Source organism: Chlorogloeopsis sp. ULAP02 (genome assembly GCF_038404745.2).
GTDB lineage: Bacteria > Cyanobacteriota > Cyanobacteriia > Cyanobacteriales > Nostocaceae > Chlorogloeopsis.
On the sequence record NZ_JAYKTT020000061.1, the window covers coordinates 100,784 to 125,416 of the forward strand.

A 24,633-nucleotide genomic window follows, 5' to 3' on the forward strand; every position below is an offset into this window, starting at 1 on the left:
CGCTACGCGAACGCCGGAAACCGCCAAGACGGGGGCTGCTTCACCGCACTGGCTCCCCTACTAACTGCTAACTACCAACTACTAACTACTAACAAAATAGAATTTCTATGAGATATTCCCTTGCTGCGAACCCTGCACAAGCACGTCAAACTAAACAGCAATTTGCTAAACCAGAAGAACAACTATCTTATGAATTGGGTAAAGCGGTACAAGAATTACCGCCACTTTATACAAGATTTTTAGCAGGAACAATAAGTGTAATCGTATTTGGAGCAATTGGCTGGGCGCATTTCTCTCAAATTGATGAAGTAGCAAGAGCATCAGGAGACTTAATTGCCTCTACCCAAGTACGACCAGTAACATCTTTAGGGAATGGCTCAATTGTCACGGTAAAAGTAAAAGAAGGCGATCGCGTCAACAAAGGTCAAATTTTGATTGAACGCGATCCAGATTTGCAGGAAGCTGATGTAGCACGCTTGGCAAAATCTACCAATTTGATTCAACAAGACTTGCGCCGTTTGGATGCAGAACGTACAGGAGTTACGAATACTGGTACGCAACTGCAAGATGAACTTTTGACATCACGTTTACAAGACTACAAAGCACGTCAAACAGCAGCAGAAGCAGAAGCAAATCGTCAAGCTGCACTGAGCGAGCAGGCAAAAGTGCGCTTAACCCGCTTGCAAGATAACTTAGTCAATGCCAGAACCAGCGTCGCTAATGCCAAAACTAATCTTGCTAACGCTCGCAAAATCCAAGAAAAAGTAGTTAACAATCTAGCGATCGCCCAACAAAGAGAACAAAGCCTTCGTACTCTCACAGGTTCTGGTGCCGTACCGCGATTAGATTATCTAGAAGCGCAAGATAGACTCAACCGTGCCAATGCCGAAATCACCAGAGCAAACGATGAAGTCACTAATGCCCAAAATAAACTTACAGAAACACAAGATAAAGTTACATCCCTAGCAAAAGATATTGATGCCCAAAAGCAAGAAATTCTCCAAGCACAAGCAGCATATCAAGCAGCTCGTACTCAAGCACAGCGTTTAGCATCAGAACGTCAAAGCGAAATTTTAACCCAAATTAATAAGCGCAAAGAAGAACTAACCAACGTTCAAGGGCAGTTAGAACAGGCACAAAAGCAACGCCAAAAAGAAACTATTGAAGCTCCCGTATCTGGAACAATTTACGGAATCAAAGCCACAAAAGGCCCTGTACAAGCAGGTGAAGAATTGCTGTCTATTCTACCAGATGGGGAAGAACTACTCCTGGAAGTCAAAGTCCTCAACCGTGATATTGGCTTTATTCGTGAGGGAATGAAGGCAAAAGTCAAAATGGCGACTTTTCCTTTTCAGGAATTTGGCACAGTGGATGGCGAAGTAGTACAAGTTAGCCCGAATGCCATTGTAGATAAGGACTTGGGCTTAGTTTTTCCCACCAGAATTAAACTGAACAAACATTCGATGATGGTGCGGGGTAAAGAAGTCGCATTTACTCCAGGTATGGCTGCTAGTGGCGAAATCGTCACTCGTCAAAAGTCGGTTTTGACTTTTATCTTAGAGCCGGTGACTCGCAGATTTAGCGAAGCCTTTTCCGTGAGGTAGGTAAATTTTTGGAATTACCAACACCTCAAAAGTACTCAATCTCTGTTTAGTTTAATGGTGCGTTACGGACTATCGTCCTAACACACCCTACTACAAATTGGAGATTTTTTGATTGGAAGTCCCTTAAATAAATTTTGAGGATTGAGTGCTAAGTTAATCAGCCTAAAATTAGAACGAAACTGTGAGATTATTCAAGCAGCTGCGATCGCTTCTATCAAACTAGTCACTTGAAATTTCATACATAGCGAGAAGTCTTACAAAACTTTTCTAGCTTTTCATAGAATTAGTGTTGGCTAATTATTGCCTATACTGCTTCCAGTAGTGCTTTGCGTTTTCCTACGATATTTTCTACCTCAGTATATTCTTCCCCACTGGGGCTGATGTTACTGCTACTTGCCGCGCTATTGTTGTAGTCGTTCCAGACTTCTAACCATGTAGGTGAATTCAAAAATACACCATTGTTATTTCCATTTGGAGAATAGGTGCTTATTTGAGAAGCGATCGCACTCACATCACCACTATTTGTATTGCTGTGGCTCCAAGTTGTAGCATTGTTGCTGCTAAAGCTACTGAAGTTGAAATTGGAAACAGCAGTAGTCAGGCTATTGTTGTGGCTGAAACTAGTAATGTTGTTTTCACCACTCAAAGTTGTAGCTTGCGTACTATTGCCTGCGGTTTCTGCAAGAATTTGACGTACTTGGGCATCAGTCAAATTGCGGTTTGCACTGAGCATTAAAGCAACTACACCCGCAACATGAGGCGCAGCCATTGATGTGCCGCTGTAAGATGCATAGCGATCGCCTGGCAGTGTAGAGTAAACTTTAACTCCAGGAGCCGTGACATAAGCCAAGGGATTTTGCCCAGCTCGGTTGGAGAAATCAGCCATATTTGTATTCTTATCAACTGCTCCAACAGCAAGTCCCCAGTTGTCTGCGTAACGAGCGGGATACCCTGGTACTGACTTACCATCATTGCCTGCTGCCATAACTACAGTTACGTTTTTACTGCTGGCATATTCAATCGCTTTCTGCAAAGTACCGTTGGGATATTCTCCACCAAGGCTTAAATTAATGACGTTAGCGCCATTATTTACAGCGTAGTAGATACCATCAGCAATAGAACTATAATAGCCAGAGCCGTCATCATTTAAAACTTTGACTGGCATAATCTTGGCACCGTGGGCAACACCAGTCACACCAAAACCATTGTTCTCCCCAGCGATGCTACCGGAGACATGAGTGCCATGACCATTTCCATCTAGAGTATTGTTGTTATTACCGTCAAAGTTCCAACCGTAGACATCATCTATAAAACCATTACCATCATCATCCTTGCCATTACCAGGAATTTCTTTGCTATTTGTCCAGATATTGTTCTTCAAATCTGCGTGGTTGTAGTCTACTCCTGTATCTAAAACAGCAACGACGACTCCTTGCCCAGTGTATCCGTTTGCCCAAGCTTCAGGTGCTTTGACTAGATCCGCTCCCCAATCATTGCCACCACGGTTAGGAACATCGGCAAAGGTATTTTGCCCAGCAGCCCTAGCTACTGCTGCTGCTGCGTTCACCAAACCATAGCCAGAAGTAGGATTATATCCTTGAGTTTCTTTAGTTTTACCAGTGATAGTAATTTCACGCGCAGCAATATTGTTGCTGTTATTGATTTCTAAAATATTATCTAGAGCATCAGCTCTGTAGACTAGATAATATGTTCCAGGTGCAGTATTTTCATCTAAAGTGACATTGTAAGACTGAGAAGTCGCACTCCCAGGTTCAAGCCCGCCAATCCAATTCCAACCCAGCAGATTGTCATCTGAACTAAGGGTTTTATCTTTAGAAAGATAACAATCAGTGTAGTTAAACCCAGCACTGCTCTTACCTTTATTTTTTACCTGATATGTAAGTTGGATCGTGCTACCAGCAACTGCAACATTAGGAGCTGAAGCATTTTGGATGACTAAATCTGCTTTCGTCGCAGATAAGCTAGCTTTTTTTGATTTAGAATTTTTACGCCCCTGTATATTAACCTCTTGTTCTAGAGAATTTTCAGATAGTTTGAAGCTACTATGGCTATTGATGCGAAAAAGGTCATCATCTTTAGCATTCAAATTATTTACAGAAGTAGTGGAAGTGATATTTAGCCCTTTAGTATCAAACAAATCATTCCGATGAATATTCATGGGCATAAGTATGTTCTCGTCGAATATTTTTTGACAGCATGAACTGTTAAAACATTAGCTCCGGAAATGTTTTTAGCAATGGATGATTCCCCTTGGTAAATAATTAATCCATATTTAGATTAAAAAATGCTAAGTTATTTACAAATACTTTTATTAACTGTGATTTCTCAAGGTTTATAAATATAAACCAGATAATTGTATATAGCTTGACTGAGAGCTTGTAATCTTCTCAATAAGCGTAAGGTAGGCACTGTTCACAACGTAAGAATAAGAGTTTGAGGAAAGTTAAGCAGTACCCACTCTACAAAAATTGTTAAGACAAATTTTGTATATAAATTTAATTTTGAACACAAAATTAGAAATTGTGTAAGGTAAGCACATTTAAGCTGTTTTTCAAACCCTGAGTTTGACGTTATTTACACTACCTACCTTAAGAGTTGTTGAGAATGGTACAAGATATAAATTATGCTGTTGATATTCTGGCAAAATTCTCAGGAATAAATGCAAATGCTTTCTTTAATTAATCCTCCTAATCCCTGGCTTGTAGGGGTGGCATTAAATAGCATTTTGTTGGTTGTTGCCTGGATTGCTCCTAAAAAGCTACTTACTCCAGCCGGATTATTTCATGCTTGGTTATTGGGCGTACTCATTTGGGGAACATTGGGCTGGCAAGGATATGTAGTTGTAATGTTTTATTTCCTTGTTGGTTCTTTAATCACACGTGTAGGCATGGCACAAAAGGAAGCTGAAGGTATTGCAGAAAAGCGTTCTGGAGCAAGAGGCCCAGAAAATGTCTGGGGTTCTGCATTGATAGGGACACTGTGCGCTTTAGGAGTAGGAATGATAGACTTAGGAGTTATTTCAATTTCCCAGTCTCTTGTCCTCAATCTCCAGTCCCTACTGCTGCTTGGCTATGTGGCGAGTTTTAGTACTAAGCTATCTGATACCTGTGCTAGTGAAATCGGGAAAGCTTATGGTAGAAGAACTTTTCTAATTACTAACTTACAGCCAGTGCCACGGGGAACGGAAGGAGCAGTAAGCTTGGAAGGAACCTTAGCAGGCGTCATCGCATCAGTTGCGATCGCTTTTGTTGGTTGGGCAGTTGGTTTAATTGAAATATTAGGTGTAATGTGGTGTGTATTGGCGGCGTTTATTGCTACTAATTTAGAAAGTGTAATTGGGGCTACATTGCAATCAAAATATACCTGGTTAACTAATGAATTAGTGAATATTTTAAATACATTGATTGGCGCAGTCGTAGCAATTTTCTTTGCCTGGTTATGGGTAATTGCGATCATCTAATTATCTCTTAATACTAAGTAGGTATTCTTACTAATTTAATTATGCAAGCTAGAGTTGCGACTCCGGTTTGTAAGTCTTACTATGGCAATAGTGTCCTCGCTTGAGAATATTAACTAGTCAAGTATTTTCTTTGCTGGGAAATTGTATAGTTAGTAGCCTGCGTGTATCTCGGTAATTACTTTATGGAATCTTCATCATTTTTGAATGTAGATGAGCAACCAATTTCCTTAGAACAAGTAGTAAAATATCTGCAAATTTCTGGCAAATTGGGACAATTTATAGGAGATATTCTGCGTCAATATGTAATTGATCAAGAACTACAAACCAGGGTAGATATTGCCATTAGCCCGGCTATAACCGAACAGGCAATAATTGATTTTCGCCTTAAAAATCAACTGAGCGAGCCTAAAGCTTTTCAAGAATGGTTAAAAAATAATGGTACAGATTATGAAACATTTCACTCAACAATTGCTTTCAACTTCAAGTTAGAAAAATTAAAAGCTGTAGTTACAGAAAATAAGCTACAAGAATATTTTATAGAAAGGAAAATCTTCTTGGATCGTGTAGTAATTTCACGAATTATAGTAGACAATCGAGAACTAGCTGAAGAACTACAAGCTCAAATTGAAGAAGGAGCAAGCTTTGAATATTTAGCAAAAGAATATTCACTTACAGATGACCGAATTGTCAACGGAATAATGGGGCCGGTAAGCCGGGGTAGTATGCCGGATAAACTCAGGGCAGCGGTAGATATAGCTAGCCCTGGAGAGATAATAGGGCCAATTGAGCTGGAAGAACGTTATGGTTTGTTTCGTGTAGAACAATTTCTCCCAGCTTCCCTGACAGATACTCAACTAAAGCAAACACTACAGAATGAGTTGTTTGAGAAATGGCTAGCAGAGAAAATTCAAAAGCTGACAGTCAAACTGCAAATGAAATAAAAATTACAGACGAAGAATATTCACATACAAGGGTGCTAGCCTCTCTACCTTGGAATCAACCACCATTATGCTGGTTAAATGCCCAACAACAAACCTTTTTGAAAAAGCAGTCAGAAAGTCAATGCTTTAATTTAGGAGAAAAAATTTGGCCAAAAGATGGAGTTGATTACCAGTATTTAATTGTTTCTGGAAAAGTCCGCTTGCGAGAAGAAGAAACTGGGAAGCCCTTGGCAACACTGCAAGCAGGCGATTGGTTTGGTAGTTTGCAAAAGCTACCTGTTGAATGTAAAGCTGTAGCTGCCAGTAAAGATGCGATCGTGGTGCGTTGGAGTGCAGCAGCATGGATAGAAGTTTCTACGCCAGAGATAGAAGAGTTTTGGCAAGGCTCTGGAGATGACGCAAAGACAATAAGACGCGGGGAGATTTGTGAAGACGCGGAGACAGACTTCCTCTCCGTGTCTCCTATTTCCACCCAACCAATTTACCCCTTTATTGCTAGTCGCAACACAGCTGCTGCTTGTTTAACAATGGTGGCGCAGCAGTTAGACAATCCCGTCAAATTGGAATGGGTACAGCGCCAACTCAGAGGACAGCGTCCAAAACATTTGGTGGAAACAGCAGAAAAGTTAGGCTTTGTACTGCGGCGGTTGCAAGTGAGTTGGAGTAATTTGCAGCAGTTATCATTTCCTGCTTTGTTACCTTGGGGTGGAGCGACAGAAAGTGAAGCAAGTTGGGTAGTTGCTTACGCTGTAAGAGGCGATCGCCTAACAATTGCTAATCCTCTCAATCCTGATTGCATGTGTGAGGTTTTGCCGCAGTCAGTGGTGGAGGAGTATTGGCACGGGCAGCTATGGCAAGTAGAACTGATTCAAAAGCAGGAAAGATTTAATCTCGGTTGGTTCCTACCAGCAGTATGGAAGTACCGCAGATTACTCACAGAAGTGCTGCTAGCGTCTTTTACATTACAGCTATTGGGGTTAACAACACCTTTAATTACCCAAGTTGTCATTGATAAAGTCATGGTGCAGGAGAGTTTGGCGACTCTTGATGTCATGGCGATCGCGCTGCTGTTGGTGGCACTGTTTGAGTCAATACTTGGTATCCTGCGACTATTTATCTTTACCCATACTGCCCGGCGTCTAGATTTAAGTTTATCGGCGCAGCTATTTCGCCACCTCATGCGTCTGCCTTTAGCCTATTTTGAATCGCGGCGGGTAGGAGACACAGTTGCCCGCGTTCAAGAGCTAGAACAAATTCGTCAGTTTCTTACAGGTACAGCTTTAACTGTCATCTTAGACAGCATCTTTGCTGTGGTGTATCTGGCACTGATGTTTTACTACAATATTCCTCTCACTTTCACGGCTTTAGCTGTATTGCCTTTGTTCGCCATCTTGACATTGGTAGCCACACCAATTCTCCGCAATTGGCTCAACGAAACTTTTAACCGCAGTGCCGACAGTCAATCATTTCTCGTCGAGACAGTCACGGGAATTCATTCTGTTAAAGCCCATGCAGCAGAACCAATCGCACGGGATCGCTGGGAAGGTTTGTTTGCCCGTTTCATTCGTACAGGTTTTAGAGCCTCTACTACCTCAAACATCAGTAGTAATATCGGTGATTTTCTTACTAATTTTTCTAGCCTACTGATTCTTTGGCTTGGGGCTAAGTTAGTGATTGAAAACAAGCTCACCATCGGACAGCTTGTTGCTTTTCAAATGCTTTCTGGTAGAGTAACAGGGCCATTGCTACGCTTGGTGCAACTATGGCAAAATTTACAACAAGTTCTACTTTCTGTGGACAGGATTGGCGATATTCTCAACGTCGCTCCAGAAGCCGAACCAGGAACTGGCTTAGTTCTGCCACCTCTCAAAGGGCAAGTCAGCTTTGAGCAAGTCTTCTTCAGCTACCGAGCCAACACAGAACCTGTTTTGCGGGGTATCTCTTTTTCCGTCCAACCAGGGCAGTTTGTTGGTATTGTCGGACGTAGTGGTTCTGGTAAAAGTACTCTTTCTAAACTTTTGCAGCGCCTCTATCAAATTGAATCAGGACGTATCCTGATTGATGGTTTTGATATTAAAAGTGCCGATTTAGTTTCGCTGCGTCAACAAATTAGTGTAGTTTTGCAAGAAGACTTTTTATTCAACGGTTCGATATTAGAAAATATCACCCTTGGGAATCCCGATATTACCGCTGAACAAGTAGTAGAAGCAGCCAGGCTCGCCGTTGCTCACGACTTTGTCAGTGATTTACCCCACGGTTACGAAACCAACGTTGGTGAACGCGGTACAGCTTTGTCTGGCGGGCAGCGGCAACGCATTGCTTTGGCACGCTTATTTCTTTCGCAAGCACCGATTCTGATTTTAGATGAAGCTACCAGTGCATTGGACAGCGAAACAGAACAACAAGTTTTGCAGAATCTGCAACAAGTTTCTCAAGGGCGGACTGTATTTCTGATTGCCCATCGTTTTGCCCCTCTTAAACGAGCAGATTTAATTTTGGTGCTAGAGAAGGGTGTTCTAGTTGAGCGCGGTACTCACTCTCAATTGTTGCAACAAAAAGGTTTGTATTGGTCATTGTATCAACGGCAGCAAGTAAATATTTAGGTAATTAGGTAATGACGAATTTGGTGAAAATTTTCAAGTAGAAGATACCCAAATACTTCTACTTTTACCACTTCCTAATCCAGATCCAATCGCCTTCTACTTGCGCGATCATACCACCGGGAAATGGATCGGTTTGCGATCGCTTGGGCGCTGTAATTAAAGCTGTGAGTTTTTCTATCTGCTCGAAGTTGGGAGCATCTGGAAGTATTTGTTGCAATACCTGTCGTATCACACGACGTTGCAATGCAAGTGGTGCTTTTCGTAAGATGTGACGATTTAATTTGAGGGGAAGAGGGGAAGAGGAGGCGGGAACGAGGGGACACGGGGACACGGAGAGAATTTCTGATAACTTCTTTGCGTCTTCCTCTTCTTCACTCATTGCTTCTTCCCTCAACTTTTGGGCAGCTTCTTCTAAATATTCGACTTCTGCTTGCAGTAGCTCTGCTGTTTGAGCTAAAGCTGATTCAGCTTGAGGATTAAAATGCTCGCGTAAATACGGTATTAACTCTTGGCGAATGCGGTTACGGGCGTACTTTAAATCTTGATTCGTGGAATCTTCCCATATTGGCAACTGATTTTCTTGACAAAATCTTTCCGTTTCTGTGCGAGTCAATTCTAAGAGGGGACGCACTAGCACAATGTTATCAACTAGTAAACGTCGCCAAGTTAAAGCTTGCAAACCATCAGCACCAGTACCGCGAATTAAGTTATAAAGTAAGGTTTCTGCCCGATCGCTTGCTGTGTGTCCTGTAATAATGCAGTTGTAATTGTGTTGTTGGGCGATCGCACTTAAAGCTTGATAGCGCCAGTTACGTGCAGCAGCTTCACTTTGTAAAGATGCAAGTTCTTCCGTCTCTACAGTTGCTAAATAAAAGGGAATATCCCAAGTTTTGGCTAAACTTTCTACGTGTTGGGCATTTGCTTGCGAGTCGGTACGCCAGCGATGATCGCAGTGAGCCATACCTAAATGCCATCCCCATTTGGGTTGTAAATCTAATAGTAATTTAATTAAACACAGGGAATCTTGTCCACCAGATACGGCAACTAATAGGCGCTGATTACGTTCAAATAGGTGACGCGATCGGATAGTGCGATGGATTTTTGCATGTAGGGGAGTCCATACCATTTTGGATTTGAACCACTTATGAATTCGTAGCGCATTCTCTATCGAAAAACTCTGCGCCCCTCCGCGCTTACTCTGCGTTCCTCTGCGTTTAAAAACGTGTACTTATACAGATGGTGCTCCCCCTCTCCACCAAAAGAAAAGGGGGAAAATGTAAGGTTCCTAAAAGAACCACCCATAAGAATGCAAACCCTTACCCAAAAGATTTACCCCTAAATAGCAAACCCAGACTACAACAAAACCACTAGCTGCTAAAATTGCAGGGCGACGCCCTTGCCAACCACGAGTAATACGGGCGTGGAGGTATGCCGCAAAAACTAACCAGGTAATTAATGCCCAAGTTTCTTTAGGATCCCAACTCCAGTAGGAACCCCAAGCTTCGTTAGCCCAAACAGCACCAGCAATAATACCAATCGTCAATAGAGGAAATCCGAGTCCGATGACTCGATAGCTGATATTATCTAGGGTTTCAGCAAGGCTGAGGCGTTGAGGTGAAAGAGGTTCGCCAGATATTACTGTTTGCGGCTCAGAAGCAGTAACTAAATCCAAAACAGCGGTTTTACCATTAGTGTTAGTTTCATAACGAGCCAAGCCATTGTTTTCTACTGCCACTGTGGAAGATTGAGAAACTAGTTCACCTGCTTTTTGTAAGCGGAAACCGTTACTGCGATAACCACCAGTACCGACAGAACTACCTTGGAGTTGGATATCTTGCCCACGCGTGACGACGAGGAAAGCGATCGCCAACAGCGAACCTACCATTAAAGCCGCATAACTCAACATCATGACGCTGACGTGCATCATCAACCAATTTGATTTCAATGCAGGCACTAATGGTTCAGCTACTTGCATTTCTACTGGCAGTGTGAGGGTGGCAAAAGCAGTAATGCCCATTGCAACTGGGGCAGTCACAACTCCTACTAAACGACTGCGGCTGTTGTTTTCAGCAATTAGATGGATGGTTGTGATTCCCCAAGCTAAGAAAAATAGAGATTCATACAAATTGCTGAGAGGAAAATATCCAGCCTCTAACCATCGTGCTCCTAATAAAGTCGCGATACACAAATTAGCGATCGCCATCCCTGCCGTTCCCAAAATCGGTAAATATGGCACGTTCCCAAAAGCCGCCCCAAACCAATAAACTAGCATTGTTATAAAGAGGACAGCAAAGGAGGCATTGTCTAGCAAGCTCTGGAGTTCAACCAGATTCATAAAATGTTTTCCCCCGTGGATTCCTAAAAGTATTTCTTCTGACAGTTTTGATCCTATCTGTTTCTGGCTAAAAGTTGGTGGTTAGTCATTAGTCATTGGTAGGGGCGGGTTTTGTTGATTCTCTTTGGGTTAAAAACGACAATTTATCTTTTAAACCCGCCCGTACAGTAGTGATCTCTACGAGAAGGGCTAGTAGTTTATTACTCCCCTTGTCTCCCCCTCTCCCCCTCTCCCCCTCCTCTTTTTAGGGAGACGATGGTGTTGCAGGTAAGGGTATACCAGAAGTCTTAGGTAGAGTCGACAAAGGAGTAACAGAAGAGGCGGGATTGATTGGGTAACTCTTGGAGACTGTTTTTCCAGTTTTTTTGAGTCCTAAAATAATTTCATAACGATTAGTACGACTATCCTCGATTGTAGTTGTTATACCAATCGAGCGTGTTGCTTTTAACCATGCTTGTTGATTTGGCAACAGAGTTGGTAAAGGAAAATTTTTGGCAGTACGTTCCACATCTAAGAAAAACTGGCTATTTTTAGGATTTTTTTCTAAGGGAACTGTTGCTTGAAATAAGGAGTTACTAGCTAATGCATTGTTAGGTTTTGGGATGATTCGATCGCTGATAGGAGCACCTAGTGCCAAGAAAGCAATATCTCCATCTAACCAACCATGAGTAGCAGTTAAGGTACCTAAAGGCCCAATCCAGTTAACAATAGGTTTACCAGCAACCGTTGTCTGTTGAATCTGGAATTGGTATTGAGTTTTCATAACTTCATCGAGTTGCTTTAGGGAAGTTTCTGCACGAGCGCGATCGCGTGCTTGTACCATAAACAGCAAAGAAGCACGAAAATCATCTGATGAACTGTTAGGAGTATTAGGAATTACCGACAGAGAAAACTCTCCACTCATCCAACTCAATAAATCTCGCTCTAAATCGAGATTTACAAGAGATTTCACGCCTTTGCGTAACTGTTCGGGTGCGATGGGCGAGAGCGGATTTCCTTGTGATGTTGAAACGTAGTCTGCCCAAAAACGTTGCAAGTTACCACCAGAAAGCATCATTAAGGTTTCAGATGGCACAAGATTTTGCATATTCCCAGCTTTGTTTTCAACTGCCAATACGCGCTGACTATTAGGATTTAACCACGAAACACCCTTAACACGTATTCCTTGTGAATCTAGACTAACTGTTCCTGCTAAACCTTGGTTATTTTGCAGTTGTGCCAAAACTTGGGCGGGTAAATGACGGTTACCAGAGGCGGCAGCAATTTTAGCAGAGTAGGGTACATTCACATAATATTGAGCAAAAGGTTGAGAGCTAGCAATTTTGGGAAAGTTATCCGTAAAACCTGCACTTGTCGCTAGGGATGTTTTATTCTTATAAGCTTGAATAGCTTGTTCTATAGTTTTAGAATTGTCCGCAAGTACCAGAAAACGCCCATTGATTACTGCTGCTGATAAATTTTCTCCAGATGTTGAATTAGTTTCTTTAATGGCAATACCTTCGTAGGTGCGCTCCCTCCATTTTCCTCCTTTGAGTGTTTTCGGTTGTGTCAAAATATTCTGAGCTTTTTGTTGATTTTTGATTGGCAGCACTACCACTAACGACTGCTGATTAGGAATACTTCCATCTGTAGCTATGGGTTTGAGAGCAGGTTTTGTTGCTTGTGGAGCCATGATTGCAATCGTTACTTGCTCGCCAACCCAGGGTTTGATATCTTTTTGAAAGTCATAACCTTTACTATTGATAAAGCGATCGCGCAACTGCATTAAATATCGATCTAGTTCGGCTTGAGTTTCTTGTGTGCCAAACTCCCGCAATTGCTGCCATTGAGCAGGATCAGTAGTCAGAGAAACCGCAAATAAAGCATCTTGGGGGATTATGTTTGCACCCACTGGTAAATTCCTGGAAAATAGTTGCCCCTGAACTAACAGCCAGTATGCTGCCACACCACCACCAATCAATAACCCAGCTGATGAAAGTGTGAGTACCAGAGATGGTTTCTTTTTCTTCTTCATCGACGAAACAGATAGGACGGGCAGCGCCATTGAAACAAATACCTCATCATCGCGAATTTGTTAGTTGCTTTGTTGCCAAAGCAAACCAAAAAGTTTCCCCTGTCTGGGGTGTGAATTATATTAAATTATTTATTGGCTCTAGAATTTAATAATACTTCGGTAATAAGCTACCATTGTTTTCTAAGCGTGACACGTTTTATGCAAGCTAATCTCGTCGTTAACTGTCGAAATTTTGGCTAAATCTTACTAAATTTTAATTTCTGTCGGGAATCCTTTAAATATACTTACTCGTCAGCATTTTCGATATCATTTCTCCAACTTGTGAAAGTTTATTAATCCTGCCATCAATATTAAATATGATCTAAATTAATTCAATATCCATAAGTTGATGTACAGCTAGAAAATATTAATATTGCTCAATTGTATTAAATATTACTATTGGTAAAACTTGATTATCTTTAAAAAGCAAAAATACAATAATACTCTATTTATATAAGAGCTTACTGTCTTAAAAATAGGTGTGGGGTGTAGGGGAGCCAATGTGGTAGTGAACCACCACTCCGGACTCACTGCAACGCGCTGGCTCTCCATGTTCCCCGTGTCCTCTTCTGTACGCATTTCTTGACGGCTACTTAAATTATGCCGAAATGATTAATCGTAACAACTCATATGTTTAAGCAGGCTTAAACAGCTATACAGGCTTGATTATTTAATAGCAATTTTTACTTCAAACTTGTGTTAATAAATGCAACAAGAAGTGAACACGGATAGTCAACAGTAGTATTGGCGAATCTTTAAAATAGCGATCGCTCAATTCTAGTTATCTTTCGGCTCAAATTCTGATTTAATTTGACTGAAATTAGAAGTCAACTATTCAAGCTGACTGTGTCGATCCCAAATATTTTGTTAAATAAGGCGAAAAAACTTCATAAATTAAAGTCAAAGGCTGTCCGTGATGCCAAAACAAATAATGGCGTCCCCAAAATGGCCCTTTTTCATCGAAACCAGACTCCAATCCATCTGAGTAACCGTAATAAAGACCTTGGATATCCCGGTATAACTCTGTACGTAGACGAGCTAAACTAGCCCAAATAGGCAATGAACGATTTTGTAAATATTCATCTACATGGGAAGCCTCCCACCATGAAGTAGCATAAGCCAATCTTTGACCAGAGGCAGTACGCAGCCAGACTTGTCGCCGTAGTCGTGGCCCTGGTACGGCTTTAATCAACTCAGGAGCACCATCCAAATCCATGCCAATTAATGACATATCAATAACATCCACTTCTGTTGGCTCACTTGTGAGCAATTGTAAGTGTCTCGTTGGAGAACCATCGCCTAAAAGCAGCAATTGCCAAGCTGGAGCTAGTTGAGCGTGTGGCAAACCTTGTTGAATAACTTCCTCCCCTCCTTGCCAGATGGGAGATAGGCGGTGCCAACCCGTAGGCAACGTTAAGTTGTTTGTCTGTGCAAAAGTAGCAGTCAATGTCCTTTACAAATCTTCACTTATTTCTATCAAAGCACAAAAAACCCACGCACCCAACAATAAATAAGTGCATAAAGGCAAATAAGGAAAAATTCGACTCTTGACTGTAAATTTTAAATGCGGATGGCGAGACTCGAACTCGCAAGGCAAAGCCACACGCCCCTCAAACGTGCGCGTATACCAATTCCGCCACATCCGCAAGGTTTTGCTGAATATCAAATATAGCACAAAAAAATATCTATAGTGGAGTAATACTTAGATATTTCAAAAAATCAACCATCCATATGCACAAAACTCTCACAAAATTTATGTCTAACTGACAACAAAATCGCATCGAAGTGATATTAAATCGAAGTGTTCTTAAAAAGGGGTACAGCCATAACTACATAGATGCAACACAGAAGTTAGGTACACTATGGATGCACGGTGCGCCTTACTCGTCTGGAGCGGGAAATACCAGCACTAAGCATTGGTAAGCTAGTGAAACCCGTAAAAGCAGTGAAGTCAATGGTTTGGACTTGGTCATCTCCTGTCATAATGTGAAATCAGGCGAGAGCGTTGTTTCACAATTGTCGGGAGAAAATGTCAATTTACTAAACTGATATCGAAGCTAGAAGATGAAGTTTGACAAGATATTGATTGCTAATCGGGGAGAAATCGCGCTTCGCATTCTCCGGGCTTGTGAAGAAATGGGAATTGCGACTGTCGCGGTACACTCCACCGTTGACCGTAATGCGCTCCACGTCCAACTTGCTGATGAAGCGGTTTGCATTGGCGATCCTGCCAGTAGTAAAAGTTATTTGAATATTCCCAATATTATTGCTGCCGCCTTAACTCGTAATGCCAGTGCTATTCATCCCGGCTATGGTTTTTTGGCAGAAAATGCCCGATTTGCAGAAATTTGTGCCGATCATCACATTGCTTTTATCGGCCCTTCTCCGGAAGCAATCCGGCTGATGGGTGATAAATCAACAGCCAAAGAAACGATGCAAAAGGCGGGAGTACCAACAGTACCAGGAAGTGAAGGGTTACTAGAATCAGAAAAAGAAGGATTAGCGATCGCCAAAAAAATTGGTTACCCTGTCATGATTAAGGCTACAGCTGGTGGCGGTGGTCGGGGTATGCGCTTAGTGCGATCAGAAAGCGAATTTGTGAAATGTTTTCAAGCAGCTCAGGGCGAAGCAGGAGCAGCATTTGGTAACTCTGGGGTATATCTGGAAAAATTTATCGAACGTCCCCGCCACATAGAATTTCAAGTTTTGGCGGATAACTACGGTAACGTTATCCACTTAGGTGAACGAGATTGCTCAATTCAGCGCCGCAACCAAAAGCTGCTAGAAGAAGCACCCAGCCCTGCTCTAGACTTAGACTTGCGGGAAAAAATGGGACAAGCAGCAGTAAAAGCAGCCCAGTTTATTAACTATACAGGAGCCGGAACAATCGAGTTTCTCTTAGATAAATCTGGAAATTTTTACTTTATGGAAATGAATACGCGGATTCAAGTTGAGCATCCGGTCACCGAAATGATTACTGGAGTAGACTTGGTTGTTGAACAAATCCGCGTTGCTCAAGGAGAAAGACTAAAGCTGACTCAGGATCAAGTGATCTTAAGAGGACATGCGATCGAATGCCGAATCAATGCCGAAGATCCGGATCATGACTTTCGTCCTTCTCCTGGTAGGATCAGTGGTTATCTACCGCCTGGAGGCCCTGGAGTGAGAATTGACTCCCACGTTTATACTGATTATCAGATTCCTCCGTATTATGACTCTCTCATTGGTAAATTAATTGTTTGGGGCCCAGACCGTTCTACAGCCATTACACGCATGAAACGAGCACTGCGCGAATGTGCAATCACAGGACTACCCACCACCATTGGGTTCCATCAAAAAATTATGGAAAACCCACAATTTCTACAAGGTAATATCTATACTAATTTTGTGCAAGAACTTCAAGGCTAGGGGCGCTTGAAGAGGACGAGGGGACAAGGAGGCAGGGGGCAGAGGAGCTTCAAGGGCAGAGGGGATGGGGAGAACCACTAACCACTAATAAATGACCAATGAATGACTATTGACTAACCACTAACCCATCCCTAATTTACCCTAGACATCATAGTCAGCAGTCCTTGCTGACCAAGAAGAATTTCCCTAACCAAACTAAAGATACCAACCCAAATAATAGGTGTAATGTCTACTCCCCCTATAGGTGGGATCAGCTTCCGCATTGGTACTAAAAAAGGTTCCGTAGGCCAAGCTACTAAATTCAAGGGAAAACGATTCAGATCGGCTTGGGGATACCAAGTTAGAACTATGCGGAAAATAAATAAAAGTGTCATCAGTCCCAAGCTGAGACCGAGAATCCAAGCAGTAAGGTTAACACCAATCATTGTCTGTTGCTTCTCACTCTTTATGAAAAAGAAAAACCTGGGGAAAGCCGAAAATATTTAAGCTTTGTAAAGCTACTCCAATATTATTTTAACTAAATGTTGTCCCGAAGCCGTGGGGTAAAAGAATTTGAGTGTAGCGAGTGTCAATTATCTAATTTGTGAAGGCAGCAAGCAAGTTTAGTGACCAACATTTAGAAATCGCAAGTCCATAGGAGAATCAATTTCCCGTAGTAAAATCAATTCAATGCAAATAGCACAATTGCGATTTGACGCTAACACACCAAATGAGTCAACTACAAATACAACAGATGTATGGTTGTACTCTAACAGTGTGATAGACCATTAAAATTAGTATGAAGACTGTAAAAAAAGGTTGAGAACTATGACGCCTTCTTTAGCAAATTTTCTTTGGAGCCTGCTTTGGGGTACTGTAATTGTCGTTATCCCTGTTACTGTTGGATTGATTTTGATTAGCCAAAGAGATAAAATCCAGCGTTCTTAATAATCTCATCAGAGTCAATTTGACTCTCAAAACTACTTGCAAGTCAGTTAATTGCCTAATTGCTGACATTTTGCAATTTATCTTTCTCAAGGTTAATCAGACCAAGTCGGCAGATAATGGCTTTTTAGCTTTGGGTGATAATGTAGAGACGCGATCGCAGTTGCACGTGCGGATACAAACTCTGCACGGCGCTACTACTAGTTTCGCGTCTCTACAATATATTTATGTCTTGTTAGAGTAGAGATTTAAATTCTGACCGGATAACATAGATTTGATATTGGGAAAAGAACAATGATAACTTTTTGGCTGAACTCAGCCAGTGTTCTGGCTCAAGTAAATTTTGGAGCAAACTCAGCCAGTATCCTGGGAATATTTTTAGCTGTGGCTGGAGCAGCACTTTATTTTCTGCGTACTGTACGTCCAGAACTATCACGAGATCAGGATATCTTTTTTGCCGCTGTAGGCTTGCTCTGCGGCTTTATTCTTATTTTCCAGGGCTGGCGTTTAGACCCAATTCTCCAATTTGGTCAACTGCTTTTAGTTGGCTCAACAGTATTTTTTGCTGTCGAAAGTATTCGTCTGCGGGGAATCGCGACTCAGCAAGCCAAGCGCAATACGCCAATTGTGGATGATGAGCGGGAGGTTAGCTCTCGCTATAACTATACAAAAAGATCTCCCTATAAGGCTCAGGTGGACTATGATTATGAACCACTTCCTTATGACGATGAATATGAAGAAGAACCTCCCCGCCCCCGCATTCCAGGTAGCAGAGAAAACCGTTCTTCTCGCGAAGATTTATATGAAGAAGAATCTCCCCGTCGCCCAGAGCGCCGCAATGTAAGTGATAGACCAGAATTGACAGATAGACAGCGCAGACGTGGTACTACGCGTCCTACAAAGCGCACTCCTGAGAGAGTTGAAGATGATTGGGGCACTCCCAGTAGAAAAGTTGATGATTGGGATACCCCAACGAGCGAAGAAAGAAAACCTCCTCGGCGTAGTAACAACGGTTCTTTCCGTCCAGAAAGTCGCGGTGAGGAGATTGTGGATAGTACACCCAGACCATCTAGAAGACGTCGCCCATCGAGCAGTTCAGAGCCTCGACCAGAGCTTACTGACGATGATGTTATATCTACTGACTATGTAGAATACAAACCAGTAAAAAATTCAGAACAAGAACCAGATAATTCGGTAAATTTTGATGATGTTTAAATAAACTAGGGAGGAAGTTGCAAAAAGGTAACAGAAAACAGGTGAGGTGAAAAAAATTACACCTAGATTTTGGCTCCAAAGACCACTTAATTGGAGTCTCATTTTTGGATTGACAGGTTTACTAATCTCTTGTAGCTCCGATAATATTCCTATTGGCCCTACTTCTGTTAACAGTCGCTACACTGAAGCACAACCGACTTTGAGTGGAAACGGGCGGTTTTTGGCATTTGTATCTAATCGAAATGGCGCTCACCAGATACTACTGTACGATTTGCAGCAGCAGTCTTTTGTGCGTACACCACGTTTAAATCGTCCGGAGACAATCGCTGAAAGCCCAAGCCTTAGCTACAACGGACGTTACATAACTTATATTACCAGCGATCAAGGCAGACCAGTGGTGGCGCTGTATGATCGCGCCATACAGCAATCACAAATCCTTACTCCCACATATCGCGGTTGGATTAGAAATCCTAATATCAGTCCCAATGGGCGCTATGTAGTCTTTGAATCCGCTAGTCGCGGTCAGTGGGATACTGAAGTACTAGATCGAGGCCCAAATATTGAGTTAGACATTCCTAATGGTGCAACTATAACTCCACCCCCTTGAGGAGGAGGGGGAGAGGGGGAGAGTGGGGGAGGGGGAGACAAGGGGACAAGGGGAGTGAGGGAATAACTACTAACCACTAATTGTACAGACGCGATTAATCGCGTCTCTACCAAATGACCAATGACTAATGACTAATGACCAAATGCTATATTTTTCTACCTATAATTACCTTAACAACTTTATTGAGTGGCTGTGGTGGCTATCCCCGTCTTTTAAGTTATCCTTTTGATCCTGGGGGAAGAAGTCTTAACAGTACTGCTTCAGAATTAACACCGCAAGTTTCTGGAAGATTTATTGTTTTTACTTCTGACCGACGGGGCAGCCAAGATGTCTATATGTTTGATATGGTGACTCGCAGTTTAATTGATTTACCTGGTTTAAATTCTTTTGATGCGATCGCCTCTCACCCCAGTATTTCAGACAATGGTCGTTATATTGTTTTTGCTGCTTCTCGTCAGGGGCGAACAGCTATTTTCCTGTACGACCGAGAAACAAGACAATCACGTAATTTAACTACCAATCTACAAGCAGAAGTTCGCAATCCCACAATCAGCGCCGATGGCAGCAGAATTGCTTTTGAGTACAGTAATAATGGGCAATGGGATATTTTAGTCTATAAAACTTCAGGGCAACCATTAAATATACCTCAAGACCCACGGTGAAATAGGGGTTAGAGGCTAGAGGCGAAAGAGACACGGAGAAAGAGGATAGAGGGACAAGATGAGTTGGAAGGGGAGAAGACGTAAGTCACTATCCTTCCCCTTGTCTGCTTGTCTCCCCCTGCCTTTGTCCTCTTCAAGCGTCCCTAGTCCCTACTTCCTCTTTTTGCACAGCTTCGATTAGCGATCGCACTTGCCCTGTACCTTCAGAAGGTTCAAATGACAGAGGGAATTTGCGCCTAGCTAGCATTCGCAAACCAAGGGGTACAATACCAAGCAATCCTCTTAAATCTCTAAAATAGTTTCCAACCACTTGTAAACCAAATTGCCGTTCATCAATCCAGCCACCTTCTTTGACTAGTTCTATTAAAACTTTGCGATGGCGGATAGAACGGCTGTCGCTTTTTTGTTTATGATCAAGAATTTCTTGTTTAATTTTGGTGATTTGATCGAGCGGAGCTACATCCATTGGACAAACTGAGTTGCAGTATAAGCAACGAGTACAACCCCAAACTCCTTTTGTTCCTTCGTTATATTTTTCTAAGCGAATTTCTGCTTCGCTATCGCGGGAATCTTCGACCATTCGATAAGCTTTGGCCAGAGCATGAGGGCCAACAAAATCAGGATTGACTTCAAAGGCATTACACTCAGAGAAGCAAGCTCCACACATAATACAATTACCAGTTTGATCCAGGCGCGATCGCTCTTCTGGTGTTTGTAGAAATTCTCTTTCTGGTACTTGGCGGGCAGCAGTACTCACATAAGGAGCGATCGCCTCTAAATTGTTCCAAAAATCGCTCATATCTACTACTAAATCTTTAATCACGGCCATATTGCCAAGCGGAGCAATTGTGATTTCTGGAATGTTATTTGCGCTATTTTTTAGTTCTGCTAGCTGTTGCACTCTGGCAATTTCACTACCAACATTTTCCTTACAAGCTAAAGCTGAACGCCCATTGATTCGCATAGCGCAGCTACCACAAATTGTATTACGACAATTTTTACGAAACGCTAATGTTCCATCTTGTTCCCACTTAATCTGATTCAGACAATCTAAGATTGTATTACCTGGTTCTGCCTGCAAAAGGTAAGTTTGTACAACAGGAGAAGAATTTTTTTGTTGACGAATAACCTTAAAAAGTACTTCCATTGCTATCAACCTATGTCTTGAAATCACCACATCTGGCTTAAAAATCATTCCTACACGCAGCTTCCTTACCCAATCAGCTATAAAATTGTCTCTCTTAATTACAAGCTAGCTGTTAATATGCTGATCATTCAACAGCTAGTGATTCTTGTTTGAGGATTGGCATAAAAATTTAATTGTAGAAGCTCTGAATGGGGTTTACGACTGTTTTGTCAACCTCTACACCCAGTTGTCTAAGGATATCACTGTATTTTGATGCTAACAAAAGTAAACCTGCTATAGGAAAAATGTATTAATAGGTAGCAGACTACCATTTCTTGGTTATATAGAATTGTTCAAGCTTTTAATGAACATCTTGGCTAATGAATCAACGGCAGAATACTACGATAGTTTTTTGCCTTTTTCAATCAACAAGCTTGATAATGTAACTCAACTTGCCAAAACTACTTGTCTAAATTACATGAATTTTTATAAAATCTAAGCCACAATACTCACAACGGTAATAAAGCGGTAAGAAAATCCTCACCGCTTTTTTGCCTTCTCAAGGTCAGATATTAAGATATTAAAGTATAGTAGTAAAATTAATTCAAACTTAAACAATAATTTTGCTATTATTATTGCATGTTAGTATTTAATATAAAATTACGAGGTAACAAAACCAGTATAAATAGCCGTATAAGAGCGGCCAATACAGCTTTGTTTCATCGTAAGTGTAGAGACGCAAAAAAGTCGTCTCATTTAGCAGGATAAAAAGGTGTATGTCTGTCAACCTTGTGCAAATACGATGCTGTTAGAAGCTAAAAGTATGCATAAGGAAAACCTTATGAGTCAAGGGTAATAAAGGCAAGCACCAAAATCAGAAGCCTGTTATTTCTGAGTTCTACGACTAAATAGTAGTAGTAGGGCTTACCTGCTTTGTAAAGTTGGCTTAAAATTACACCGTCACAGTAATGCCAAAAAAGAAAAATATTTCATTTTCAATGGCAAATGATGGTTAAAAGTGCCGTGAAATCAGCAGATTTAATGCCTGTACAACCACAATCTCTCATAAATAATGGGCAACCACAAAAGAGGTTGATGGTCTGTTATAAACAGGAATTTGCCCTTTGTAAGGGTTAGCGTTCTTCATTGTATAAACTCGAAAAGCCAACTAATTGGCAAAAGACGTCATCTTTGAATAGTTTGGAGAGATTAAGGATATTTTGAGCGTAATGACTGAAACCGCAACCGCACCATTAACCGGCAAAGCACTGCTTGCTAAAGTAAAAGAACTTTCCAATTTACCACGACGAGAAAGAGCAAAGCAGTGTGGCTATTATACAGTTACAAAAAACAATCAGGTTCGTGTCAATTTAACCGATTTTTATGATGCATTATTATCGGCTAGAGGAATTCCCCTCAGTCCGGAAGCACCTAAAGATGGCCGTGGGCGCGAACCAACTTATCGAGTTAGTGTTCATCAAAATGGTCAAATTGTGATTGGTGCAACATACACCAAAGCAATGGGTTTACAGCCTGGTGATGAATTTGAAATTAAGCTGGGATATAAACATATTCACTTAATTCAAGTTGATACTGATAAAAAAGGATCTTCGTCTGACTTAGATATCGAATCAGACGAAGAAGACATCGAAGAAGAAGAAGAAGAGTAAATTTATCTGATGATGAGGATAAGTTGAAAGTGAACACTGGCAAACTTATCCCTAGAGTCAGTAGAATTTGCTACTGTAGTTTAAAAATTACTTCATTCCGAAAAATGCGATTAGACCTCTTGCAGAAAATACCTATTTTGGTAGAGGCTTGTTCCAAAATAGAAAAAAGGTAGAGCAAAAGTGTATTGTTTTGGAGTTTTGAATCAGCGATCGCATCGCTACACCCAACAAAATTAAAATTTGCCCAGACAATAGAGAAAGCTTTTCTCTTTCCAAACAAAAAATTATAATTGCAAGAAGTCTGTCGTGTTTTTAATGAATTTGAGAGTGTTATTTGAGTTATCACTCAATACTTTACGGTCATTTCTGGAAAATGCGCCAGGATTGATTGTAGTAATTACTTTTTTCATAATCTGGGTGGTGTGCTGGTTACCAATAGCAGCATTAACAGTTATCTTCCAAAACTGGCAAACAAACCAGCATTTGCCTTCACAAGAAAAACTGCCTTTACTTATATCGCTCTACCTATTAGCACCACTGATTGTTTGGGCAGTTAGTTGGCTTACCAACACATCATTGTTGGATTACGGCTTTATTACTGAAGTTTCAATGCTAGGTTCTGTCACTCTGGGTTTTAGTTTAGGAGTAATGAGCCTAGCTTTTGTATTTTCTTGGCAATTATGGCTCGGTTGGTGTAAATTTCAAAAGTTTAATATCAAGCAAATATTATCTATTACCCCACCGATCATTTTCATAGCTTTATTTGTAGGAGGTGTAGAAGAATTAGTTTTTCGAGGTTTTCTGTTCACGCAATTAGAGCAGGATTACCCTAGTTGGGGAGCAGCGATTATTTCTAGTTTGATATTTGCTGTACTACATTTAGTTTGGGAACAACGAGAAACCATACCCCAACTACCGGGATTATGGCTGATGGGAATGGTACTGGTATTAGCAAGGTTTGCTGATGGTGGGAAATTAGGTTTAGCTTGGGGATTGCACGCGGGATGGGTGTGGGCGATCGCTACCTTAGATACAGCACAATTGATTGAGTATACCGAGAAAACCTCGGAATGGGTTACAGGCAAGAATAAAAAACCCTTGGCTGGTGTTGCGGGAATTGTATGTTTAGTGTTAACTGGAGTAATTCTGTGGTTGGGCGATCGCATCTTACACAGTCCTGGATCTTAGCTGATTAAGCTGTCTTGATGCATACATATTCAGCAGCAGTAGGTGTAAGGTAGTTTGCTTGTGTGATTTCAAATCCAGCCCGCGTTAGCATACCTTCAATAATCCATGCAAAGGTACTATGTTCCTCCCGCATGTGTATCTGGTAGTCTTTAACTGTCCAGCCCTCACCTTCAGGCTTTGATGAATGCTCAATCCACTCATCAATAGAGGCTTCATACTGACTAATTGGGAATGAAAAGATAACATCACGTAAGTAAAGAATGCCGTTAGGTTTCAGCATTGAAGACACTCGCATTAAAGCAACCATTTTCCAGAAGTCTGGCAGAATATGCAGCGCAGCCTTTGTAATCACAAAATCAGCCAGATCATCATTATGTTTATAAGTTAAGAAACCATCTCGATGAAATTTAATAGTGGTAGCGCCCATTTTTCGAGCTTTTTGTTGAGCATAAGCCAACATACTTCGAGAAATATCAATTGCGTGTACAGATGCTCCTTTCAGTGCAGCCTGGATTGCAAAAGTACCTGTGCCTGCTCCTAAATCGATTATGGTATGCCCTGAAGAAATTCCTAATCGCTTCACCAAAACCTGCTCTATCTCTGGAGCACTTGATGTTTGCTTGCAGTCAAAGGTTTCAACTTGGGCTATGTCCTCAAAATCAATACCAACAATTTGAGATTCATCGAAATACCAAGTAGGAAAAGAGCTCATATTGTATCCATCTCTATATGGATTTTTTTTACAGTTTAATAATTTTAAGCTATAGAGTTTGAATCGTTCTTTAGAAAGAGTAATAACTATTGCAATTTTTCTGA

Annotated in this window: 20 protein-coding genes and 1 tRNA gene; 12 read left to right on the forward strand and 9 right to left on the reverse strand. The window is 41.4% G+C overall.

Annotated elements, in window-relative coordinates:
• Window positions 1–107 precede the first annotated feature (107 nt).
• Window positions 108–1,604 (forward strand): HlyD family efflux transporter periplasmic adaptor subunit, encoded by a 1,497-nt coding sequence (locus U2718_RS21065; protein ID WP_342000673.1) that lies wholly within the window; start codon window positions 108–110, stop codon window positions 1,602–1,604.
• A 304-nt stretch (window positions 1,605–1,908) separates the two neighbouring features.
• Here U2718_RS21065 and U2718_RS21070 read toward each other — a convergent pair whose 3' ends face one another.
• Window positions 1,909–3,783 (reverse strand): S8 family serine peptidase, encoded by a 1,875-nt coding sequence (locus U2718_RS21070; RefSeq protein WP_411813339.1) that lies wholly within the window; start codon window positions 3,781–3,783, stop codon window positions 1,909–1,911.
• A 507-nt stretch (window positions 3,784–4,290) separates the two neighbouring features.
• On the opposite strand from U2718_RS21070, the gene U2718_RS21075 reads away from it, so the two are divergent.
• The 3 genes from U2718_RS21075 to U2718_RS21085 all read left to right on the forward strand — a co-directional run bounded on the left by U2718_RS21075 (window position 4,291) and on the right by U2718_RS21085 (window position 8,629).
• Window positions 4,291–5,085 (forward strand): TIGR00297 family protein, encoded by a 795-nt coding sequence (locus tag U2718_RS21075; protein ID WP_342001284.1) that lies wholly within the window; start codon window positions 4,291–4,293, stop codon window positions 5,083–5,085.
• Between the two features lie 182 nt (window positions 5,086–5,267).
• Complete coding sequence (locus U2718_RS21080) at window positions 5,268–6,026, forward strand: peptidylprolyl isomerase (protein WP_342000671.1); 759 nt, start codon at window positions 5,268–5,270, stop codon at window positions 6,024–6,026.
• Window positions 5,975–8,629, forward strand: coding sequence for a type I secretion system permease/ATPase (locus tag U2718_RS21085; RefSeq protein WP_342000669.1), 2,655 nt, complete (start codon window positions 5,975–5,977; stop codon window positions 8,627–8,629). Before U2718_RS21080 ends, U2718_RS21085 begins: the two co-directional genes overlap by 52 nt.
• Window positions 8,630–8,693: 64 nt before the next feature.
• Here U2718_RS21085 and tilS read toward each other — a convergent pair whose 3' ends face one another.
• The 5 genes from tilS to U2718_RS21110 all read right to left on the reverse strand — a co-directional run bounded on the left by tilS (window position 8,694) and on the right by U2718_RS21110 (window position 14,663).
• Complete coding sequence (gene tilS / locus U2718_RS21090; RefSeq protein WP_342000667.1) at window positions 8,694–9,755, reverse strand: tRNA lysidine(34) synthetase TilS; 1,062 nt, start codon at window positions 9,753–9,755, stop codon at window positions 8,694–8,696.
• Window positions 9,756–9,914: 159 nt separating this feature from the next.
• A complete protein-coding gene (ccsB, locus tag U2718_RS21095) occupies window positions 9,915–10,964 on the reverse strand; it encodes a c-type cytochrome biogenesis protein CcsB (RefSeq protein ID WP_342000665.1) in 1,050 nt (349 codons plus the stop codon).
• A 244-nt stretch (window positions 10,965–11,208) separates the two neighbouring features.
• The gene (locus U2718_RS21100) at window positions 11,209–13,008 is read right to left on the reverse strand and encodes a DUF3352 domain-containing protein (protein ID WP_342000664.1); all 1,800 of its coding nucleotides are present in this window, start codon (window positions 13,006–13,008) and stop codon (window positions 11,209–11,211) included.
• 844 nt (window positions 13,009–13,852) lie between these two features.
• The gene (locus U2718_RS21105; protein WP_342000662.1) at window positions 13,853–14,464 is read right to left on the reverse strand and encodes a chorismate lyase; all 612 of its coding nucleotides are present in this window, start codon (window positions 14,462–14,464) and stop codon (window positions 13,853–13,855) included.
• Window positions 14,465–14,582: 118 nt separating this feature from the next.
• Window positions 14,583–14,663: transfer RNA gene (locus U2718_RS21110), tRNA-Leu, on the reverse strand.
• A 418-nt stretch (window positions 14,664–15,081) separates the two neighbouring features.
• On the opposite strand from U2718_RS21110, the gene accC reads away from it, so the two are divergent.
• A complete protein-coding gene (accC, locus tag U2718_RS21115; protein ID WP_342000659.1) occupies window positions 15,082–16,425 on the forward strand; it encodes an acetyl-CoA carboxylase biotin carboxylase subunit in 1,344 nt (447 codons plus the stop codon).
• A 131-nt stretch (window positions 16,426–16,556) separates the two neighbouring features.
• Here the strand turns inward: accC and U2718_RS21120 are convergent, their stop codons facing one another.
• A complete protein-coding gene (locus U2718_RS21120) occupies window positions 16,557–16,850 on the reverse strand; it encodes a YggT family protein (protein ID WP_342000657.1) in 294 nt (97 codons plus the stop codon).
• A 382-nt stretch (window positions 16,851–17,232) separates the two neighbouring features.
• Between U2718_RS21120 and psbX the strand changes: the two genes are divergently transcribed.
• The 5 genes from psbX to U2718_RS21145 all read left to right on the forward strand — a co-directional run bounded on the left by psbX (window position 17,233) and on the right by U2718_RS21145 (window position 19,833).
• A complete protein-coding gene (gene psbX, locus U2718_RS21125) occupies window positions 17,233–17,352 on the forward strand; it encodes a photosystem II reaction center X protein (RefSeq protein WP_342000655.1) in 120 nt (39 codons plus the stop codon).
• A 19-nt stretch (window positions 17,353–17,371) separates the two neighbouring features.
• Window positions 17,372–17,593: a hypothetical protein gene (locus U2718_RS21130; RefSeq protein WP_342000653.1), complete on the forward strand. Its 222-nt coding sequence runs from the start codon at window positions 17,372–17,374 to the stop codon at window positions 17,591–17,593.
• A gap of 50 nt (window positions 17,594–17,643) precedes the next feature.
• The gene (locus U2718_RS21135) at window positions 17,644–18,564 is read left to right on the forward strand and encodes a Ycf66 family protein (protein ID WP_342000651.1); all 921 of its coding nucleotides are present in this window, start codon (window positions 17,644–17,646) and stop codon (window positions 18,562–18,564) included.
• Window positions 18,565–18,610: 46 nt separating this feature from the next.
• Window positions 18,611–19,171, forward strand: coding sequence for a hypothetical protein (locus U2718_RS21140; protein ID WP_342000649.1), 561 nt, complete (start codon window positions 18,611–18,613; stop codon window positions 19,169–19,171).
• A gap of 134 nt (window positions 19,172–19,305) precedes the next feature.
• A complete protein-coding gene (locus U2718_RS21145; RefSeq protein ID WP_342000647.1) occupies window positions 19,306–19,833 on the forward strand; it encodes a Tol biopolymer transporter periplasmic protein in 528 nt (175 codons plus the stop codon).
• A gap of 133 nt (window positions 19,834–19,966) precedes the next feature.
• On the opposite strand, the gene U2718_RS21150 is transcribed toward U2718_RS21145, so the two are convergent.
• A complete protein-coding gene (locus tag U2718_RS21150) occupies window positions 19,967–20,980 on the reverse strand; it encodes a succinate dehydrogenase/fumarate reductase iron-sulfur subunit (RefSeq protein WP_342000645.1) in 1,014 nt (337 codons plus the stop codon).
• 1,208 nt (window positions 20,981–22,188) lie between these two features.
• On the opposite strand from U2718_RS21150, the gene U2718_RS21155 reads away from it, so the two are divergent.
• Together U2718_RS21155 and U2718_RS21160 are read left to right on the forward strand one after the other, a co-directional pair.
• Window positions 22,189–22,629, forward strand: a complete 441-nt coding sequence (locus tag U2718_RS21155; protein ID WP_342000644.1) for an AbrB family transcriptional regulator — start codon at window positions 22,189–22,191, stop codon at window positions 22,627–22,629.
• Window positions 22,630–22,944: 315 nt separating this feature from the next.
• Complete coding sequence (locus U2718_RS21160) at window positions 22,945–23,817, forward strand: type II CAAX endopeptidase family protein (protein ID WP_342000642.1); 873 nt, start codon at window positions 22,945–22,947, stop codon at window positions 23,815–23,817.
• A gap of 4 nt (window positions 23,818–23,821) precedes the next feature.
• Here the strand turns inward: U2718_RS21160 and U2718_RS21165 are convergent, their stop codons facing one another.
• A complete protein-coding gene (locus U2718_RS21165; protein ID WP_342000640.1) occupies window positions 23,822–24,529 on the reverse strand; it encodes a class I SAM-dependent methyltransferase in 708 nt (235 codons plus the stop codon).
• Window positions 24,530–24,633: the final 104 nt, after the last annotated feature.

Excerpts from the sequence above, each read along its gene's own strand:
- accC (WP_342000659.1), top strand. The coding sequence starts at position 15,082 with ATGAAGTTTGACAAGATATTGATTGCTAATCGGGGAGAAATCGCGCTT.
- U2718_RS21120 (WP_342000657.1), bottom strand. The coding sequence starts at position 16,850 with ATGATTGGTGTTAACCTTACTGCTTGGATTCTCGGTCTCAGCTTGGGA.
- U2718_RS21150 (WP_342000645.1), bottom strand. The coding sequence starts at position 20,980 with ATGGAAGTACTTTTTAAGGTTATTCGTCAACAAAAAAATTCTTCTCCT.
- psbX (WP_342000655.1), top strand. The coding sequence starts at position 17,233 with ATGACGCCTTCTTTAGCAAATTTTCTTTGGAGCCTGCTTTGGGGTACT.
- U2718_RS21155 (WP_342000644.1), top strand. The coding sequence starts at position 22,189 with ATGACTGAAACCGCAACCGCACCATTAACCGGCAAAGCACTGCTTGCT.
- U2718_RS21145 (WP_342000647.1), top strand. The coding sequence starts at position 19,306 with ATGACCAAATGCTATATTTTTCTACCTATAATTACCTTAACAACTTTA.
- U2718_RS21160 (WP_342000642.1), top strand. The coding sequence starts at position 22,945 with ATGAATTTGAGAGTGTTATTTGAGTTATCACTCAATACTTTACGGTCA.
- tilS (WP_342000667.1), bottom strand. The coding sequence starts at position 9,755 with ATGGTATGGACTCCCCTACATGCAAAAATCCATCGCACTATCCGATCG.
- U2718_RS21070 (WP_411813339.1), bottom strand. The coding sequence starts at position 3,783 with ATGAATATTCATCGGAATGATTTGTTTGATACTAAAGGGCTAAATATC.
- U2718_RS21135 (WP_342000651.1), top strand. The coding sequence starts at position 17,644 with ATGATAACTTTTTGGCTGAACTCAGCCAGTGTTCTGGCTCAAGTAAAT.
- U2718_RS21165 (WP_342000640.1), bottom strand. The coding sequence starts at position 24,529 with ATGAGCTCTTTTCCTACTTGGTATTTCGATGAATCTCAAATTGTTGGT.
- U2718_RS21075 (WP_342001284.1), top strand. The coding sequence starts at position 4,291 with ATGCTTTCTTTAATTAATCCTCCTAATCCCTGGCTTGTAGGGGTGGCA.
- U2718_RS21085 (WP_342000669.1), top strand. The coding sequence starts at position 5,975 with ATGGCTAGCAGAGAAAATTCAAAAGCTGACAGTCAAACTGCAAATGAA.
- U2718_RS21080 (WP_342000671.1), top strand. The coding sequence starts at position 5,268 with ATGGAATCTTCATCATTTTTGAATGTAGATGAGCAACCAATTTCCTTA.
- U2718_RS21065 (WP_342000673.1), top strand. The coding sequence starts at position 108 with ATGAGATATTCCCTTGCTGCGAACCCTGCACAAGCACGTCAAACTAAA.
- U2718_RS21100 (WP_342000664.1), bottom strand. The coding sequence starts at position 13,008 with ATGGCGCTGCCCGTCCTATCTGTTTCGTCGATGAAGAAGAAAAAGAAA.
- ccsB (WP_342000665.1), bottom strand. The coding sequence starts at position 10,964 with ATGAATCTGGTTGAACTCCAGAGCTTGCTAGACAATGCCTCCTTTGCT.